The organism is Methylobacter sp. sgz302048 (genome assembly GCF_052162025.1).
GTDB lineage: Bacteria > Pseudomonadota > Gammaproteobacteria > Methylococcales > Methylomonadaceae > Methylobacter.
This window is the reverse complement of sequence record NZ_CP197401.1, coordinates 1,465,975-1,482,394: the sequence shown is the minus strand read 5'-3', so window position 1 is coordinate 1,482,394 and position 16,420 is coordinate 1,465,975. Positions and strand designations below refer to the sequence as shown.

Genomic DNA, 16,420 nt, shown 5'->3' with positions numbered 1-16,420 from the left:
TAGAAACAGGACGAAAACCTCTTCCTCGAGATTAAACGCTTGAACCATTTATGCAAGATGTGACTGATGCGGGAAATTTTTGTTCAAGATTTTTTAACCCATGGGGTCATAGATTAGATTGATAAGTCCGGCATGACGCTGCGCGCCATGATGGTTTTTACAGCACAGCAGCTCAGCTTACGAATGTTCTGCTTAAGATTTTTAATCTCGGAAATTTTGTCGCTTATCAACTTTACAGAGCCGGACATGAGTCTTTCGATCTCATCCGGCACCTATTGTACAACCGCCGCCTTGAAATTCAGGTGTTCAAAGAGATGTGTATGAAGGATCAACTCGCGTTTTTGGCGAAAGTCTCTATCAGTGTTGCCATGGATGCGGCATCAGAGGTGCCGCACGCCTTCAACCCTGAAATGACGCTGGCCTGATTCCGCTCCGGCTGATTCTGGCTCACTTTCCATTTGCCTGATAGTTTTGTAACGGTAATTTCAATGCCGACGATCGCCTCGATCAGCTTTTCCGTATACTCATAAGGCGCATCCGATACGGCCCATTGCTTGGAGAAAACCGCTTCGTTATGTGTGGTCAGCGCCTCGAGCTGGGAACGTAGCCATGAGGCATCATCAATAACACGCAGCCTGCCGTAAGCATGAACAACAGCATAATTCCAGGTAGGCACCACTTTTCCGGTTTCCTGCTTGGAAGCGTACCAGGATGGGGTAATGTAAGCATCCGGACCATGAAATATAGCCAGCACCTCAACATCTTTCGCCAGATCGGACCACATGGGATTGGAACGGGCGACATGCCCGCGCAGGACTCCGAACGGCGCCGGCTCTGCCGACAAGAGCAGCGGAATGTGATTTGCATTCAGTCCGCTTGCGGACAGCGTAACCAGCGTAGCAAGTGGCCGGGCCCGAATCAGGTCATGCATGACTTCGATTCTGGGTTCATCAAAATGCTTCGGTATGTACATGGATTTTTTCCTTATATTCCGTTAAAGACAGGCAGGAGCATATTGCCCAAGCCGCACCATTTTTTTCGTTCCTTATAGTTTCGAAGCATCAATATATTTCTCACCGTTAAAAACGTAAGTCACATTTTTGGCGGGAACTACGGAAACGCCGTTTTCTCCGCTTTCAGTGCCGGTGCGGGTGACCAGCAAATCAGGATATTCGGCATTCTCGCCAGGGACAATTGATATAGTTCCTGTATAACGCCAACACGGCATCGAACCGCCTTCATCAGAGGGTGCCTCATCACAGGCGCCGGAATTATCCGCATCGGTTTGAACATAGCCAAGATCGCGCCAGCTGTTTTTCGAGTAGGCGAACAGCGCCTTTCCTGATTCGAAAAACCCGCCCATGCCGCCTCCGGCATCAAGCATAAACGCAATGTTTTCGGGCGACAGTTGAAGTATTTCAGCTTGTTTCACTTCCGGAACATCGCCCCATTCCCCGAAATCGCCAAACTTTGGCTGTTTCGATACGGCCTGCCATTGTCCATCTACCTGCTTATAAGTGATTGCACCCACTTTGACGCCCTGAGCATGCGCTTTGACGATCGCGCCGGATTGTGGGTCGATTTCCTGAGTTTTCGTGAAAATGACATGAAACTCATCGTTGCCTAAGCTGAATGATTGTTCAAACCAGATGCTGCTCAATTCATTAGCCGAAATTCTGACCTTCCCGCCTGAATCGGGAATGCCGAATAACTCGCTCAAGGCTGCGGTATGATCAGGCACGGCAGACAGGCTCTGCGACAAAAATGCCGAATCTTGACCATCTTGCCGACTGTAAAAAAACACAGAGACAGCGATGGAAATAATCAATGCTCCAGCCAGAACGGCAATGAGTCTTGATTGTTTCAATGATAATTTTTGGTTCATTTTCTTTCTTATAAAATCCATTAATCAAAAGATTGAAGCCCGACATGATGGGACAACCAGCCCCAAAAATGTGCACTAATTTTTCATGCAAATTTAAAGATTGTTTACATTGCCGAGCAAATTTATAAAACTTTACGGCTCAGATTATTTCATCCTTATGCTACAGGCCTATTCTGGCTGGATGGCTGTATCAATAACAAGACAAACAATAAAGCATTTTTCAAACTATTCAATTCTGCACAAAGAGCCTCACCGGCATTTGTTCTGTTTGTCGCATTCTTAATAAAAACACCTCATCAGGCCAGAGGTTTCCAGTAACTATTCCCTAATGATGTCAAGAAGAAAAATCATGGATTTGGAATTGTTGCCCGACTAACCGGCACATTATCCAATAAACTGCGCAAGGCCCCGGTCAAGCTGAATTTAATCAGTTCAACTAAGACAGCCATCCGTAAAAGCATGATTAGAATTTTTTAAGCTTGCTGAACTAGAAGCAGCTTCAGCGACGCATAGCGTCGTTGAAGCCATTGCTGGACATTGAATCTTTTAATCTTCCGTACTGCCAATAAAACGATAGATTACTGCACCCAGCAGCGCACCAATGATAGGAGCCAGCCAAAACAGCCATAGCTGAGCAACCGCCCAATCCCCGACATAAATTGCAACGCCTGTGCTACGTGCAGGATTTACTGAAGTATTGGTGACCGGAATGCTGATCAAGTGAATCAGAGTAAGACAAAAACCGATAGCGATGGGCGCCAAGCCCTGTGGTGCCCTTATATCTGTCGCACCGAGGATGACGAGCAGAAACATCATCGTCATCACGACTTCCGTGACTAAAGCCGCTAACAGAGAATAGCCGCCTGGTGAATGCTCCGCATATCCATTGGAAGCGAATCCTGCCGACACATCAAACCCTGCTTTGCCGCTGGCGATCAGATAAAGGATGCCTCCAGCTACGATAGCACCTAAGACTTGCGCCGCGATGTAAGGCAGTAATTGGCTTGCGGGAAAACGACCGCCAGCCCAGAGCCCGATGGAAACAGCAGGATTCAGATGACAGCCGGAGATATGCCCGATTGCGTAAGCCATGGTCAGCACTGTCAAACCGAAAGCCAGCGCAACCCCAAGAAAGCCAATACCAAGATCAGGGAATGCCGCAGACAGTACCGCGCTGCCGCATCCGCCGAGGACAAGCCAGAATGTCCCGAAAAATTCAGCAATATATTTTTTCATACTCATCTCCTTAATTTATGATTATTTTTATTAACGCAACAACTAAGCCGCCGCGAAGGAAAACGTAATGAAATTTACTTAAATTTCATGTAATAAGCTTTTATTTTTAAAAAATAAAACCAAGTTTATATTCTAGACGTCACAAGTCAAGAATTTAATCATCAGTTCTTCCCTGGCGAATTTATGCGATTCAAGTTTTATTCTAATCATCCAGAACGAAACATAACGAAGCGGGCAATTTATTAGAACCGATTATCTTTGAGGTAGCCAATCTCGCATGAATCCGTCTCTATTCGGCATTTGAACTTTAGGCAATGTTTGGGCATTCATGACATCAATCTCCGTGATAATCCCATTCAGATAGAGCAGATAGGCAGTGACGGCATACAATTGATCATGGCTCAAACTGCTAGGCGCATCCAATGGCATCGCCCGGCGTGTGAAATCGAAAATTGTCGTCGCATAAGGCCAATAGGTGCCAATCGTCTTATCGGGAGGATTATCGGTCAATGAATGCCGGGCACCGGCCAGTTCGTCAGCGCTGCCGCCTGAGCCTTCGACGCCATGGCAAGACAGGCAATAAGCTTCGTAAACCTGTTTGCCTTTGACGGCATTGCCGCTGCCTTCAGGGAGCCCTTCCCCATCGGGGAAAACATCGATGTTCCAACCCTTTACCAGATTCTCGGGCGCAGGCTTGCCCAGATTGGGGCCGACATTCGCCGACTGTGCTGCATGACAGAGCAATAAGCAAAAACAGAACAGCAAATTACGCATAAACATGGCTGACGCTCCCTTCCGGCGATATTTCCCAACTTACAATGGCGTTGTAATGAAAATAGCCGTGCCGGCCGCGCTGGGCGATCAGCGCATCGCGCTCCGGCTGCACATAGCCTGTCTCATCAATGGCCCGACTTTTTAATATGGTTTTCTCGCCATTCCACTGCCAGGGAATCCTGAACCGCGTAAAACATTTAGATAGCACCGGCTCCTGAAGTTGCGCCTCGGCCCAGGTCTGGCCGCCGTCCGCCGAGACTTCAACCTTGACGATTTTGCCCTGGCCACTCCAGGCCAGGCCGCTGATCTGGTATAAACCTTTCCTATCGAGCTTGTGGCCGAATGACGGATTGGTTATCAGCGATTTGGCCTCCATAACAAAAGTAAACTGTCGCGATTTTCCGGAAGGCAATAGTTCGGTGTATTTCGCCGTTTCATTTCGGGCCATGGTCGGTCTGTTAGTGACATGCAGGCGCCTCAGCCATTTGACGTTCAGCACGCCTTCCCAACCCGGCACGATCAGGCGCAAGGGATAACCGTTCTCCGGCCTGATGCGCTCGCCGTTTTGGTAGATAGCCAGCAGACAATCGTCGAGCGCTTTTTCCAGAGGGATACTGATATTCATAACAGCGGCATCGGCACCTTCTGCTATCAGCCATTTTGCCCTGCCCTTGACTTTGGCTTCATCAAGCAGTATCCGTAAAGGAATGCCCGTCCACTCACTGCACGAAGCCATGCCGTGAAAATAGCCGACGTCGGTCTGGATGGGTTCATCGCGCCACCCCGCGTTGCTGTTGCCGCCGCATTCCACGAACGAGTAGCAGGACTGCATCGGATAACGCAGCAGTGTTTGCATATCGAAGATCAGCGCCTTGTTCACCAGGCCGTGAATCAGCAGCTGATGTTTATCGGGATCAATCTGCGGCACGCCGTTATGATGACGCTCAAAATGCAGCCCGCTGGGCGTGATGATGCCTTCCAGGTCCTGTAGCGGCGTCCACGAAACCCCATTGCCGGGCGCCATGCTGTTGCCCATGGTCCAGCGGATGGTTTTGCGCTCATGCGAAGAGGGCTGGCCGTAATTGGAAAAAGGCTCGCCCGGTTTCTGCATCCACGGCAAACGTTCCTCATCGCTAGCTAAAACTTCAGGCGCTAAAGCGACAGCGACCGAAAAGGACAATCCTCGCTTTAAGAACAAACGCCGATCCAATAAACCGCCGCCGGCAACGGGCTGCAAATCGGTTTGCCGAGCCATATCAAAACTCCTGCCAATCACTAATCAAAACTAATTTATTGCAAAATAATAAGTCAAAAACGCGGTTTAATTATAAAATAGGCGGCATTTTTAACTTGAATGATAGGATCACTATGAACCAAGACAGCATTAAACTGATAGAACAATATTATGCCGCTTTCAACAAAGGTGACATGGATACTTTTCTAAACCTGCTCACTGACGATGTCATCCATGACATTAACCAAGGCAAGCGCGAAGTCGGCAAGGACGCATTCAAACAGTTCATGGGAGGCATGAACAACAGTTACAAAGAAGAACTCGTCGATATGGTGATCATGGCAACTCCGGACGGCGCCCGCGCCGCAGCTGAATTTGTCGTATTGGGCGAATACCTGAAAACCGACGAAGGCTTGCCTGAAGCAAAAGGCCAGAAATATCGTCTGCCGGCCGGCGCTTTTTTTGAAATCCGCGATAACAAAGTCGCGCGCATTACTAACTACTACAATCTGCAAGACTGGATTGCGCAAGTCAGCAAGTAGTCTTAGTGACTTTCTCTGAGGCGGAACCATGCTGCCGTTCTGCCGGGTAAATACGAATCTGATATTTAGTTTGAGTGCACGCCATGAAATACATTCTTAACCTGATCTTGACTTTATCGCTGGCCGGTTGCGGAAACGCGCCTGGCGAGCTTGAACTGGAAGGACTGGCTCAGGGCACCAGCTATCATATCAAGTTCGTCCCGGCCGAAAATACTGATGCCAGCGCAGTGCATCGAGAAATCGATGCACTGCTGGCGAAAATCGACCTGCAGCTTTCCAACTATCGGGATGACTCGGAAGCATCCCGTTTCAATCAGCAGCAAGGCACTGATTGGGTGACGGTTTCGCCGGCGCTGCCGGAACTGGTCAGCATTGCCAAGGTTGTGCATGGCAAATCTCACGGTTGCTATGACCTGACCGTCAAACCGTTGCTGGAGGCTTGGGGGTTTTTCAAGCACGAGGAGCGCATGCCCAGTGATGAGGAAATTATCGCCGCTAAAAACAAAGTCGGCCTGGATAAGATCGAAGCCGACAGCAAGGGCGGACGCCTGCGCAAAAAAGACGGCGCCATGCAGATCGATTTCTCCTCCATTGGCCAGGGCTATTCAGTTGGTCAAGTGGCGACCCTGCTGGAAAGCCGCGGCATCACTAATTACCTGCTGGAAATTGGCGGTGAAATGAAAGTACGCGGCAAGAAAGCCGATGGCTCTCATTGGCGTGTGGCGATAGAAAAACCGGTGCCCGGAGGACGGCATGAGCTGCAACGCATTATCGAAGTACCGACTGACCGCGCTATGGCTATCATGACTTCAGGCAGCTACCGCAATTTCTTTGAGAGCGGCGGCAAAGTCTATTCCCACATTGTCTCCCCTTCGACCGGCAAGCCTGTTGATCATCATCTCCTATCGGTAAGCGTGCTGCACGACGACCCCACCTGGGCCGATGCTTGGTCCACGGCGCTGTTATGCCTGGGTGAAAAAGAAGGGCCTCAGCTGGCCGCGGCGGAAGGTTTGAAAGCGTTCTTCATTTATGGCGAAAATGGCAATTTAAAGGAAATCACCAGTCCTGCCCTCAGCCAAGAGCACTTCGTTAATTTACCGAAGTAGCCGGGCACCTGCCTGTTGAAGCACTATCAATATCCCTGGAGTTTATGCGTTGACGGCTGCTGCGCTTGTGCGTGAAGGCGGGCTCTGAAGAATTTATTTTCCCGAATAATAAAAAAACCCGCCTTAACAGCGGGTTTTTTTATTACATGAAAGACAACTAAACTTTCGAATTCAAGACATTATTTAATCGCCGATCCAGATTAACTCAACGCGACGGTTCTGAGCTTTGCCTTCTTCTGTGCTGTTGTCAGCCACAGGGAAGTCTTCGCCGTAACCTTTAGCATATAATTTGTTGGTCACACCTTTGCTCTTGAGATATTTGGCAACCGCTTGCGAGCGTTTCTGCGACAGTTTCATGTTATAAGCACTGGTTCCTTCGCTGCTGGTATGACCTTGTACTTCAATGTCTTTTTTATCTGACGTGGCAATCAGATTCGCAGCGACGCCATCCAGAACAGTTTTCGCATTTTCGGTCAACTGGGCTGAGTTGTGCTCGAAGTTTACGCCTTTCAGTTCGATACTCATTGGACAGCCATTGAAATCAATTTTGCTGCCTTTCATCGTATCAGGACATTTGTCCTGGCAATTGTTGACGCCGTCGCCATCGGAATCCTGGGTCGAACAATCTGGAACTGCCGCAACCGGCGGAGCCACAGGTATTTCTGATTTCACTGCAGATCTCGGCTTGGCGCCAAACGGCATGACGAAACCAACATTAACTGTCATGTCATGGTACTCGTCGGTGCCGGGAAGCAAATGCGCATTGAAATTGTTGTTGTAACGGTAGCGCACATCGCTGCGGATCAAGAAGTTGTCGTGCAGTTCATAGGTAAAACCGACGCCCGTCTCGCCAGTAATGGATGCACCGCTATCGCCTAGAACGCTGGTGTTCATGCCGCCTAAACCAACCACTGCATAAGGCGAGAATTTATCGCGGAAGAAATAATATTGAAGATCAGCTGAGCCACCGGTCAGATCCCAACGTCCGCCTTGTCCAGTCGTAGGATTGGAATAACCGCCAAAGCCCTGATAGAAGCCTCTCAGCTCGATGTTAAAATGTTCGTTCAACATTTTGCCGAAGCCCATACCGCCGCCCCAGCCATCTTTCGCAGCTCGGTCACCGCCGGTTTTGATAAAAGTACCGAAAGGCGCAACATACCAGCGCTTGTCAACGGTAGAGTCGTAATCTTGGGTATCATCGGCCTGCGCAACCGATACAATGCTCATGCCTGATAATGCAAGCGCAAGTAAACGTGTTTTTACCTTACCATTTTTATTTGCAATTCCAGCGTCAGTTTTAACGCTCAACTCATGCATTTGCGCCGTTTGTTTTTTATTTTCATCTTGTGTTTGCATAGACTTAATCCTTAAATGTTGATTTGCGTTTGCATGTTAATTTCTATTCGGCTAGCACTGCTCCAAATGCCGATGCTCGACCAGTAGTTCTTCCTGTGGGATAGTATAACCGTTGTTTAAAAATAATAAAGTGTAGTTTAAGCGCAACAGCCAAAAAATTACGCAAAAGAACACATAAACTGTGTTGCAAAAATACGACACAATGCAAAAATAAAACTTATTTGATTAATTTATGCATGCAATTCCAAGACTTATAATTGAGGATTGGAATTAGAAATATTATTGGGCATGCAAACTGAAAATCATCCTCTTACCAAGGCCAGATACTCTTCTTCACTGATCACGCGGACGCCTTTCTGCATAGCCGCATTGACTTTTGAAGCGCCCACCTCGGAGCCTGTCACCAGATAATCGGTTTTTCCTGTGACTGAATCCGCAACTTTGGCGCCCAGGCGCTTGGCCTCTTTTTTCATATCGTCGCGCTTGCCATGCTGCATCGTGCCGGTAAAAACGATTGTCTTGCCTGCAACCGGACTACTTGTCTGCGACTGCTCCCTTATCAAAGCGGTACGGATCAGATTGAAGCCTAATTGATAAATCTGCATAAAGTCATGCTCGACTTTTTTAAGAGACTCGACCACCGCTACGGCGGTTTTTTCCGCGAAGCCTTCAATAGCGGTGATATCCTCAACCGTTAATTTGAAGATATCCATCAGATGGTAATGCTGCAGCAGCCGCTCACAATTGCCCAGCCCCATTCTGTAGATGCCGAATGCTCCCAGGAAACGCCAGTCTTCTATCGCTTCGGTTCGGCTGCGCTGCAATTGATCCAATAAGTTCTGAGCGGTTTTCTCTCCGAATCCCATGCTCTGCAGTTGATCTGAATTCAATCGATAAATCGCATGCACCGAGTTAATCCCTGCGGCATGCAGTTTCTCGATCGTTTTGAGGCCGAATCCGTCGACATTGGCCAAGGTCCTGAAAAAATGCTCAATCGTATTTTCAATTTGTGCAGGGCATTGCGTCGTGTTCAAACAATACAGATAATCGCTGTCCCAGACCAGTTCGCTGCCGCAACTGGGGCATTTATCGGGAATTTGCGGGGATTGCGGCGTAATGACGCGTTCAATTTTGGGTATAACGAGGCCGCTACGGGTCAGTTCAATGATAGTGCCCGGGCCTATGCCTTGAGCCTTGACCATTCCATAATGGTGAGCGGTTGCTCTGGAAATCATGGCGCCGCTGAGCCTTGTAGGCTCCAGTTCAGCAACCGGATTGACACGCCCTGAACGCGAAGTTTGCGGCGTAACCTCTAATACTTTGACAATAGCTGTCTCGATATTGTTTTTATAGGCAATCTGCCAGCGATGATGATGCCGTGTTGCGCCCATATGCCTTTTTACTGTATCATGCGTTACCTCAAAAATAACGCCATCGACATCATAATCAACCAGATAATGGACTTTTTCGACAATATCATGGAAATTTGTCCGAATTTCCGTAGCAGATCCATACCAGTCGGGCAGTTGTGAAAACGGATAAAAGACCGCTGCGTGATTCTGTATGGCTTCCAGAGCATGCGGCTCCAGCTCTTTTTCCCGGATGATGCTGGCCTGGAAGTTACGGGCATTTTCGAAATAATCAGCCAGGTAGGTATTGAAATAGGCCTGGCCTACAACAATTTCACCTGCTCCCTGTCCTCTTTTGCCGTTGCCGCCAACGATCAGCCCGCGCTCAAAAACCCGGCTGATATCAGTGCCTTTACGCCCATCACCACGCGTGTACAAGATTTTGCCGTCATCATAAGCTGCATAACCATCCAGTTTTGGAGTAGCTCTGAAAATCAATGAGAAAGGATCGACATTGATTTCTTCAGCAGCCTTCTCAATGCGTGTCAGCCATCGGTTAATCTCTTCCTGACTGTAGGCTTTGTCAGTGGACAACATTCTCTCTGGCAAAGTGACCGTCTTGCCGACAAAAGCTTTTTCCGGCTCGACCGCTTCCAGATAAGGATGATGCGGATGCCGGTGCTGCAGTTCGGCCAGAAAAACCGAATCATAAATATAATCAGAAATGATTGGCTCGCCGCCGCGATATAACGCATTGCAGATTTTCAAAAATTCAAGCAGTTGCTCATCCGTGAGTCGGCTGGCATCGGCCTGCGCGGCGGTCTGCTCGATAAATTCGAGTGACAGCACTTTATCCAAATCCGCTTCATGCAGGATTTTTAGTTGTTCACTGTTAAGCATCGGCGCTTACAAACTCTGCCGAATCATTTGAATAGTAGCTTCGGTCAAAGGCTGTCTTTGATGATCCCGGATCACGCCATTCAATTCCGCCGCCAATAACTGAATTGTTTGCACATAATCGTCAAAAACAGCCTGCGCATTATCTACCGCTTCAGGCTGCATAAAAAACACGATGCCCGGCGTGTAGAATGTGTCCAGATTCTTGGACGGGAAAGTGCCTGATTCAACCATGCTGGCGACGCCAAAATCGACCAGCCGGTTAGCATCCAGGCGTTCAAAAATTTTCAGACTGCCGTATTCAAGCCCGACCATTTCAAGCGCATTCACCAGATCAACGCCGTTGAAGCCCTCCTCGTCTCTGGCGATCAGGCTGAACTGGATGATCTTGGGCGCGATAAAGCGGGACTGCGGTTCACCATAGTCTTCGTCATCCGACTCATAATAATCGTCATCACTTTCGTATTGCGCTGATTTTGCCGCATGAGCGCCGCGTTTATCGGAAGATGCAATATCAAAGTCGTCATCATCCTCTTGGAATGCCAGCGCTTCATCAGCGCCTTTCAAGATATCTTCACCCTCATACCCCTCCATGTCATGCTGCGCTTTTCTGTTTCTGATGTAAGCCCACAGCAACATGCCGATTATGACGAGCAACCCGGTTGCAATAATTACAATTCTCAATATTTCTTTATCCATTAGTTTTCCGCCAAACTCACTGCTTCTTCAATATCAACCGCGACCATCCGGGAGACACCCGGCTCTTTCATAGTAACACCTGCCAACTGTTTTGCAATTTCCATCGTGGCCTTGTTATGGGAAATATATAAAAACTGAACAGATGCCGACATTTCTTCAACCATTCGTGAAAATCTTCCGACATTGGCATCATCCAAAGGCGCGTCCACCTCATCCAGCAAACAGAAAGGCGCCGGATTGAGCTCAAAGATCGAAAACACCAGCGCTACCGCTGTCAATGCTTTCTCGCCGCCTGACAGCAAATGAATGGAACTGTTCTTTTTGCCGGGAGGCCGAGCAATGATATTGACGCCGGTCTCCAGCAAATCCTGCTCAGTCAGTTCCAGATAGGCCTGGCCGCCTCCGAACAACTTAGGGAATTTTTCCTGCAAGCCGTTGTTGATTTTATCGAAAGTTTCCTTAAAACGCAGTCGGCTTTCCTTGTCAATTTTACTGATTGCCTGCTCCAGCGTTTGCAGAGCCTCCATCAGATCCGCATGCTGCTCATTAAGAAAATTCATGCGTTCCGACTGCGATTTGTATTCTTCTATGGCCGTCAGGTTAATCGTGCCCAAGCGCTCAATTTGAGCCGATAAATCATCGACTTTTCTTTTCCAGCTTTGCTCTTCGGCCTGCTCGGACAGATTTTTCAGCACCTGCTCGGCATCGGCATCGATTTCCTTGAGCTGTTCATTGACCGTCTGCTGACGGACCTTGCTTTCCTGCAGTTCAAAGCGGATTTTATCAAGCGCCTCCTTTTGCATGTCCAGCGCTCTTTGGGCTCGAACCTGCTCTTCCGATAATTGCGCAATCACTGATTCGATTTCTTCCTGGGCCTGACGCTGCGTTTTAAGATCTGCCTCCAGCTTGTCCTTATTTAAATAGAGCTGTTCCAGTCGCTTTTTCTCTTCATCCAGCGGCGCCAGAGTCTGCTGTAACTTTCTCTCCAACTCGGCGATGCGTGTAACCGATTGCTGATGCTGCATCTGCAGTCGCTCAATCTGCCTGGCAGTCAGGCTTTCCGAAGACTTTAACGATTCAACCTGCGCCCTGATACTGTAGACCTGCTGCCGGGCTTCATGGACAGACTGTTCGGCGTCATGTTGCCGCGATTGTAACTCCTGATTCAGCAAATCCAGGCTTTGCCTTTTCTGTTCCAGCTCTGCCAGAGCCTGTTCGGCTTCTTCCTGCAGCAAGCGGGACTCTGCGATCAGCGCAGCATTTTCGGTATTTTCATGGACAATATCTTCTATTTCGCTGCTGATTTGGGCGAGCCTGCGTTGCTGATGTTGCCAGCGTGCAGAATAGGCGCTGAATTCGGCATTTTTAAGCGATAGCTCCGAACCGAGACTGCTGTCCTGACGTTGCATCGCTTCACGATTGACTTCCGCTTCTTTCAAGCTCGCCTCAGTCGCTTCCAGCTGATCTTCGAAATCTGCGATTTCAAACTGCAGCGACTCCTGCCGCTGTTTCAACAGACGCAACTCTTTCTCGCGCTGCAACACGCCGGCTTTGCTGTCCTTGGTACGGATGATTTTCAGCCAGCCCGGACCGAACCAGGTCCCGTCTGGCGCAATGACCGACTCATGAGGTTTGATCTCGGCTGACAAGTTTCTTGCCGCTTCGAGCGTATCGGCACAGTAAACCCCGGACAGCAGATCGCTTAAGTCCCACGGCGCCCTCACTTTATCGAGCAACCGTACAAATGGCGCGCCTGCTTCAGCCGGTTTTCTGCGGCCCGTTTCGACAAGTGTCAACGATTCGTTTGCCAAATGCGGCAAGCTTGGGATGATTTGATCGGCGCTGTCGATGCAGATCGCTTCCAGATAGCTGCCCAGCATGGTTTCCACGGCCGTTTCCCAGCCGGATTCCACTTCCAGGAATTCGGCCAGACGCTGATTTTTAACCAGATTCATTTGTTCCAGCCAAGCACTCAGATTTTTATTGTCCTTGCCCATGGCGTGCTGCTGCAGCAATTCCAGCGACGTGATCTTGCCTTTGACGCTGTGCATTTCCGAACGGCGCGCATGCAGTTCATCATGCAGGTGCTTGACCTGCTGCCTCTGCTCGCGGATTTGCTGATGAAGCTGTTCCAGCTGACTGTGCAGATCGGCGCGCTGCGATTCAATCAGCTCGATGCCGGCATCCAGCGTCTCGATATCCGTTTGCAGCTGGCTCGATGACAGCTCATCGTGCTCACCGTGCAACTTATCGAGGCGGGTCTGCAATTGCCGGCTCTGGTTTTCCAGCTGCACGGTTTTTACACGGTGCACTTCCGCCTGTTCTTTATATCTCGCGCTTTCAGTCCGGTAGGCATCCCATTGCTGCTGCCAGGATGTTCTCTGGTGCTGCGATTCCTGCTGGAGTTGCACAACCTCGTCCTGCCTTTCCTCCGCAACAATCAGCGCTTCTTCGGCCTCTTCCAGCGCCTGTCTGATTTCTTCCAACTGCTGCATATCGGCCTGAAGCTCACTCAGCGCCTGCTCGGCCTGCTGACGCGAGCGATTGATTTCCAGCTGGGTTTCTTCATGGCTCATTTCATTGTGCTTGATCGCCTGTTCGAGACCGTTGACTTCCGCCACAACCTGATAATATTCGCCCTGCGAACTGTTGGTATGCTGCTGCTGAACCTTGTGCTCTACTCGCTTGTCTTCCAGACTGTTATTGATATCGCGCAGCTGAACGAACAAGCGATTATGCTCGGCCGCAATGTCCTGCAGTCTTGTTTCCAGCTGTTGCGCGGCCTGATGATAAGCATTCCAGCGCATCGCCAGCAGTTCCAGCCTGAACTGGCGTTCCTGCTTTTTGAGTTCGGTGTATTTTTCGGCTTTTTCGGCCTGCTTTTGCAGATGTTTGAGCTGTTTCTCGACTTCCTCGCGCAGATCGCTCAGCCGTTCCAGATTTTCGCGCGTATGCTTCATGCGCGCTTCGGTTTCGCTGCGCCGCTCCTTGTATTTGGAGATGCCGGCCGCTTCTTCGATATGCATCCTCAAATCTTCGGGCTTGGCTTCCACCATACGCGAGATCGTGCCCTGCTCGATGATGGCATAACTGCGGGAGCCCAGCCCCGTGCCCAGAAATATATCGGTAATATCCTTGCGCCGGCAGCGCGAGCCGTTCAGCATGTACAAGGATTGACCGTCGCGGCTGACCTGGCGCTTGATGGCGATGGTGTCGTATTGCGCATACTCGCCGCCCAGCTTGCTTTCGCTGTTGTCAAAGACCAGTTCGACCGAAGCCGTGCTGACCGGTTTGCGCCCGGATGAGCCGTTAAAAATCACATCCGTCATACTGCCGCCGCGCAAATGTTTGGCCGAGCTCTCGCCCATGACCCAGCGCACCGCATCAATAATATTGGATTTACCGCAGCCATTAGGCCCGACTATCGCCGTCAGATTGCCGTTGATCGGGATGACCGTCGGATCGACAAACGATTTGAAACCTGAAAGCTTGATTTTTTCCAGTTTCATAACTGGTATGAATATCCCTGTATTTGAATTAAAATAACCGCTTATTATTCACGATATTCAGCTGAGTTTCGACTTTTTTATTTACTTTTATCTACCAAGCAACGATGACAACACGACCCAGCAAAGACCTAGAAACTTTCGATAACCCGCAACGGGACCGCGATTATACGATACGCATCGACATTCCAGAATTCACCTGCCTGTGCCCTAAGACCGGCCAGCCGGATTTCGCCAAGATCACGATCGAATATGTACCGGCGGCGCTATGCGTGGAATTGAAATCGCTGAAGTTATATATGTGGTCTTTCCGCGAACAAGGCGCTTTTCATGAAGCCGTCACCAACGAAATCCTGAATGACATCGTCAGAGCCATATCGCCCAATTTCATGCGCATCCGCGCCGAATTCAACGTCCGGGGCGGCATTTATACGACCGTCGTCGTAGAGCATAGAAACAGAGACTGGCGCGCGCCGGAACTGGTCCATCTGCCTTAATCGGAAGAATCTGATTACACTAGCGATATTGCCGTCGCTTTATGATGCGTCGGCAATATCGCTCCGGAAATGACTGACAAAGCGCAATAAGCCGCAAAATATCTGACACTACCTTCATGAACATAAAAGAAGCCCTGACGACATTACCGCAATACGCTCTGCCTCATCATACCTTATCCCAGATGATGAGCGTACTGACGCATTCTGAGAACCGGATCTGGAAAAACCTGTTCATCAAACAGATCATCAGACATTACGGCGTCAACATGGATGAAGCACTGGAGCAGGACATCAATACCTTCAAAAGCTTTAACCATTTCTTTACACGCGAGCTCAAGCCGGGCGTCCGGACTTTCTGCGCCGACAGAAACGCCATTGCCTGCCCTGCCGACGGCGCCGTCAGCCAGGCGGGCGCGATTACCGACGGCGATATCTTTCAGGCCAAGGGCAAAAGCTTTACCGCCACGGTTCTGCTGGGCGGCAGCCCGGAGCGCGCCGAGCCGTTTAACAACGGCTCCTTCACGACGATTTATCTGTCGCCGAAAGACTATCACCGCCTGCACATGCCATTGACCGGCACGCTAAAAGAAATGGTGCACATTCCGGGCCGTCTGTTCAGCGTCAATGCCGCCACGACCAATTCCGTACCGGGCCTGTTCGCCAGAAACGAGCGCGTCGCGGCTATCTTCGACACCGAGGTGGGTCCGATGGCGCTGGTGCTGGTTGGGGCGATTTTTGTCTCCAGCATTGAAACTGTCTGGCACGGCGTCGTATCGCCGCCCACCATAACCTCCGTGCGCAGTTGGCAATACAATGAAGATGCTCTGACTTTGAAAATCGGCGAAGAAATGGGCCGTTTCAATATGGGCTCCACAATTATTGTTTTGTTCGGCAAGGATAAAATTCAGTGGGAGTCTGAATTCAAAGCCGGCAAAACAGTTAGACTGGGCGAGCAGATTGGCAGGGCTTTGGTTTAATCATCAGTCAGCGGAATAGTTTAATGGTGGGCACCGAAAAATAAGTGCCCATCATTAATCCGAATACTTCACCGAAATCATAAAGCCCCCGAAGAAAATCACGGGTTTACCATCATCTCCTTATAACGCCTTGAAGCTCATCAGGCAATATTTACAAGTATTTGAATTTCAAAATCTTCACGTATTCCGTGTATTTCATGATGAAATATTTAGACTATACTATAGTTCGGCTTAATCCTTACAAGGCTTGCTAATACAGACCATTAAACAGTAAAAATTAGCTTAGCAGGAGCAGCCCTATCAAAAATTCAAGCTCCCCAACATCCTGCACTAACAGAACATGGCGGGGCTACAGCACTCAA

The 16,420-nt window shown here is 49.5% G+C and carries 13 protein-coding genes; 4 read left to right on the top strand and 9 right to left on the bottom strand.

The window, feature by feature from the left end:
* Positions 1-328 precede the first annotated feature (328 nt).
* From ACTNE6_RS07025 to soxC, 5 genes are all read right to left on the bottom strand, one after another.
* Positions 329-973, bottom strand: coding sequence for an FMN-binding negative transcriptional regulator (locus tag ACTNE6_RS07025; RefSeq protein WP_442499124.1), 645 nt, complete (start codon positions 971-973; stop codon positions 329-331).
* Positions 974-1,045: 72 nt separating this feature from the next.
* On the bottom strand, positions 1,046-1,885 hold the full coding sequence (locus ACTNE6_RS07020) for a hypothetical protein (protein WP_442499123.1): 840 nt from the start codon (positions 1,883-1,885) through the stop codon (positions 1,046-1,048).
* A gap of 546 nt (positions 1,886-2,431) precedes the next feature.
* Positions 2,432-3,121, bottom strand: a complete 690-nt coding sequence (gene aqpZ, locus ACTNE6_RS07015; protein ID WP_442499122.1) for an aquaporin Z — start codon at positions 3,119-3,121, stop codon at positions 2,432-2,434.
* Between the two features lie 252 nt (positions 3,122-3,373).
* Entirely contained in the window at positions 3,374-3,901 is a 528-nt protein-coding gene (locus tag ACTNE6_RS07010; protein ID WP_442499121.1) for a c-type cytochrome, read from the bottom strand.
* Positions 3,888-5,150, bottom strand: a complete 1,263-nt coding sequence (gene soxC, locus ACTNE6_RS07005; protein ID WP_442499120.1) for a sulfite dehydrogenase — start codon at positions 5,148-5,150, stop codon at positions 3,888-3,890. The genes ACTNE6_RS07010 and soxC overlap by 14 nt, the downstream gene beginning before the upstream one ends.
* Before the next feature lie 113 nt (positions 5,151-5,263).
* Between soxC and ACTNE6_RS07000 the strand changes: the two genes are divergently transcribed.
* The gene (locus ACTNE6_RS07000) at positions 5,264-5,671 is read left to right on the top strand and encodes a ketosteroid isomerase-related protein (RefSeq protein ID WP_442499119.1); all 408 of its coding nucleotides are present in this window, start codon (positions 5,264-5,266) and stop codon (positions 5,669-5,671) included.
* 83 nt (positions 5,672-5,754) lie between these two features.
* Entirely contained in the window at positions 5,755-6,777 is a 1,023-nt protein-coding gene (locus ACTNE6_RS06995) for an FAD:protein FMN transferase (RefSeq protein WP_442499118.1), read from the top strand.
* 183 nt (positions 6,778-6,960) lie between these two features.
* Here ACTNE6_RS06995 and ACTNE6_RS06990 read toward each other — a convergent pair whose 3' ends face one another.
* From ACTNE6_RS06990 to smc, 4 genes are all read right to left on the bottom strand, one after another.
* The gene (locus tag ACTNE6_RS06990) at positions 6,961-8,133 is read right to left on the bottom strand and encodes an OmpA family protein (RefSeq protein ID WP_442499117.1); all 1,173 of its coding nucleotides are present in this window, start codon (positions 8,131-8,133) and stop codon (positions 6,961-6,963) included.
* Positions 8,134-8,435: 302 nt separating this feature from the next.
* The gene (locus ACTNE6_RS06985) at positions 8,436-10,382 is read right to left on the bottom strand and encodes a helix-hairpin-helix domain-containing protein (protein ID WP_442499116.1); all 1,947 of its coding nucleotides are present in this window, start codon (positions 10,380-10,382) and stop codon (positions 8,436-8,438) included.
* Positions 10,383-10,388: 6 nt separating this feature from the next.
* Entirely contained in the window at positions 10,389-11,078 is a 690-nt protein-coding gene (locus ACTNE6_RS06980) for a cell division protein ZipA C-terminal FtsZ-binding domain-containing protein (protein WP_442499115.1), read from the bottom strand.
* Positions 11,078-14,587, bottom strand: a complete 3,510-nt coding sequence (gene smc, locus ACTNE6_RS06975) for a chromosome segregation protein SMC (RefSeq protein WP_442499114.1) — start codon at positions 14,585-14,587, stop codon at positions 11,078-11,080. The genes ACTNE6_RS06980 and smc overlap by 1 nt, the downstream gene beginning before the upstream one ends.
* Before the next feature lie 104 nt (positions 14,588-14,691).
* On the opposite strand from smc, the gene queF reads away from it, so the two are divergent.
* Positions 14,692-15,081, top strand: a complete 390-nt coding sequence (queF, locus tag ACTNE6_RS06970) for a preQ(1) synthase (protein ID WP_194968888.1) — start codon at positions 14,692-14,694, stop codon at positions 15,079-15,081.
* A gap of 116 nt (positions 15,082-15,197) precedes the next feature.
* Positions 15,198-16,058 (top strand): archaetidylserine decarboxylase, encoded by an 861-nt coding sequence (gene asd, locus ACTNE6_RS06965; protein WP_442499113.1) that lies wholly within the window; start codon positions 15,198-15,200, stop codon positions 16,056-16,058.
* Positions 16,059-16,420 lie beyond the last annotated feature (362 nt).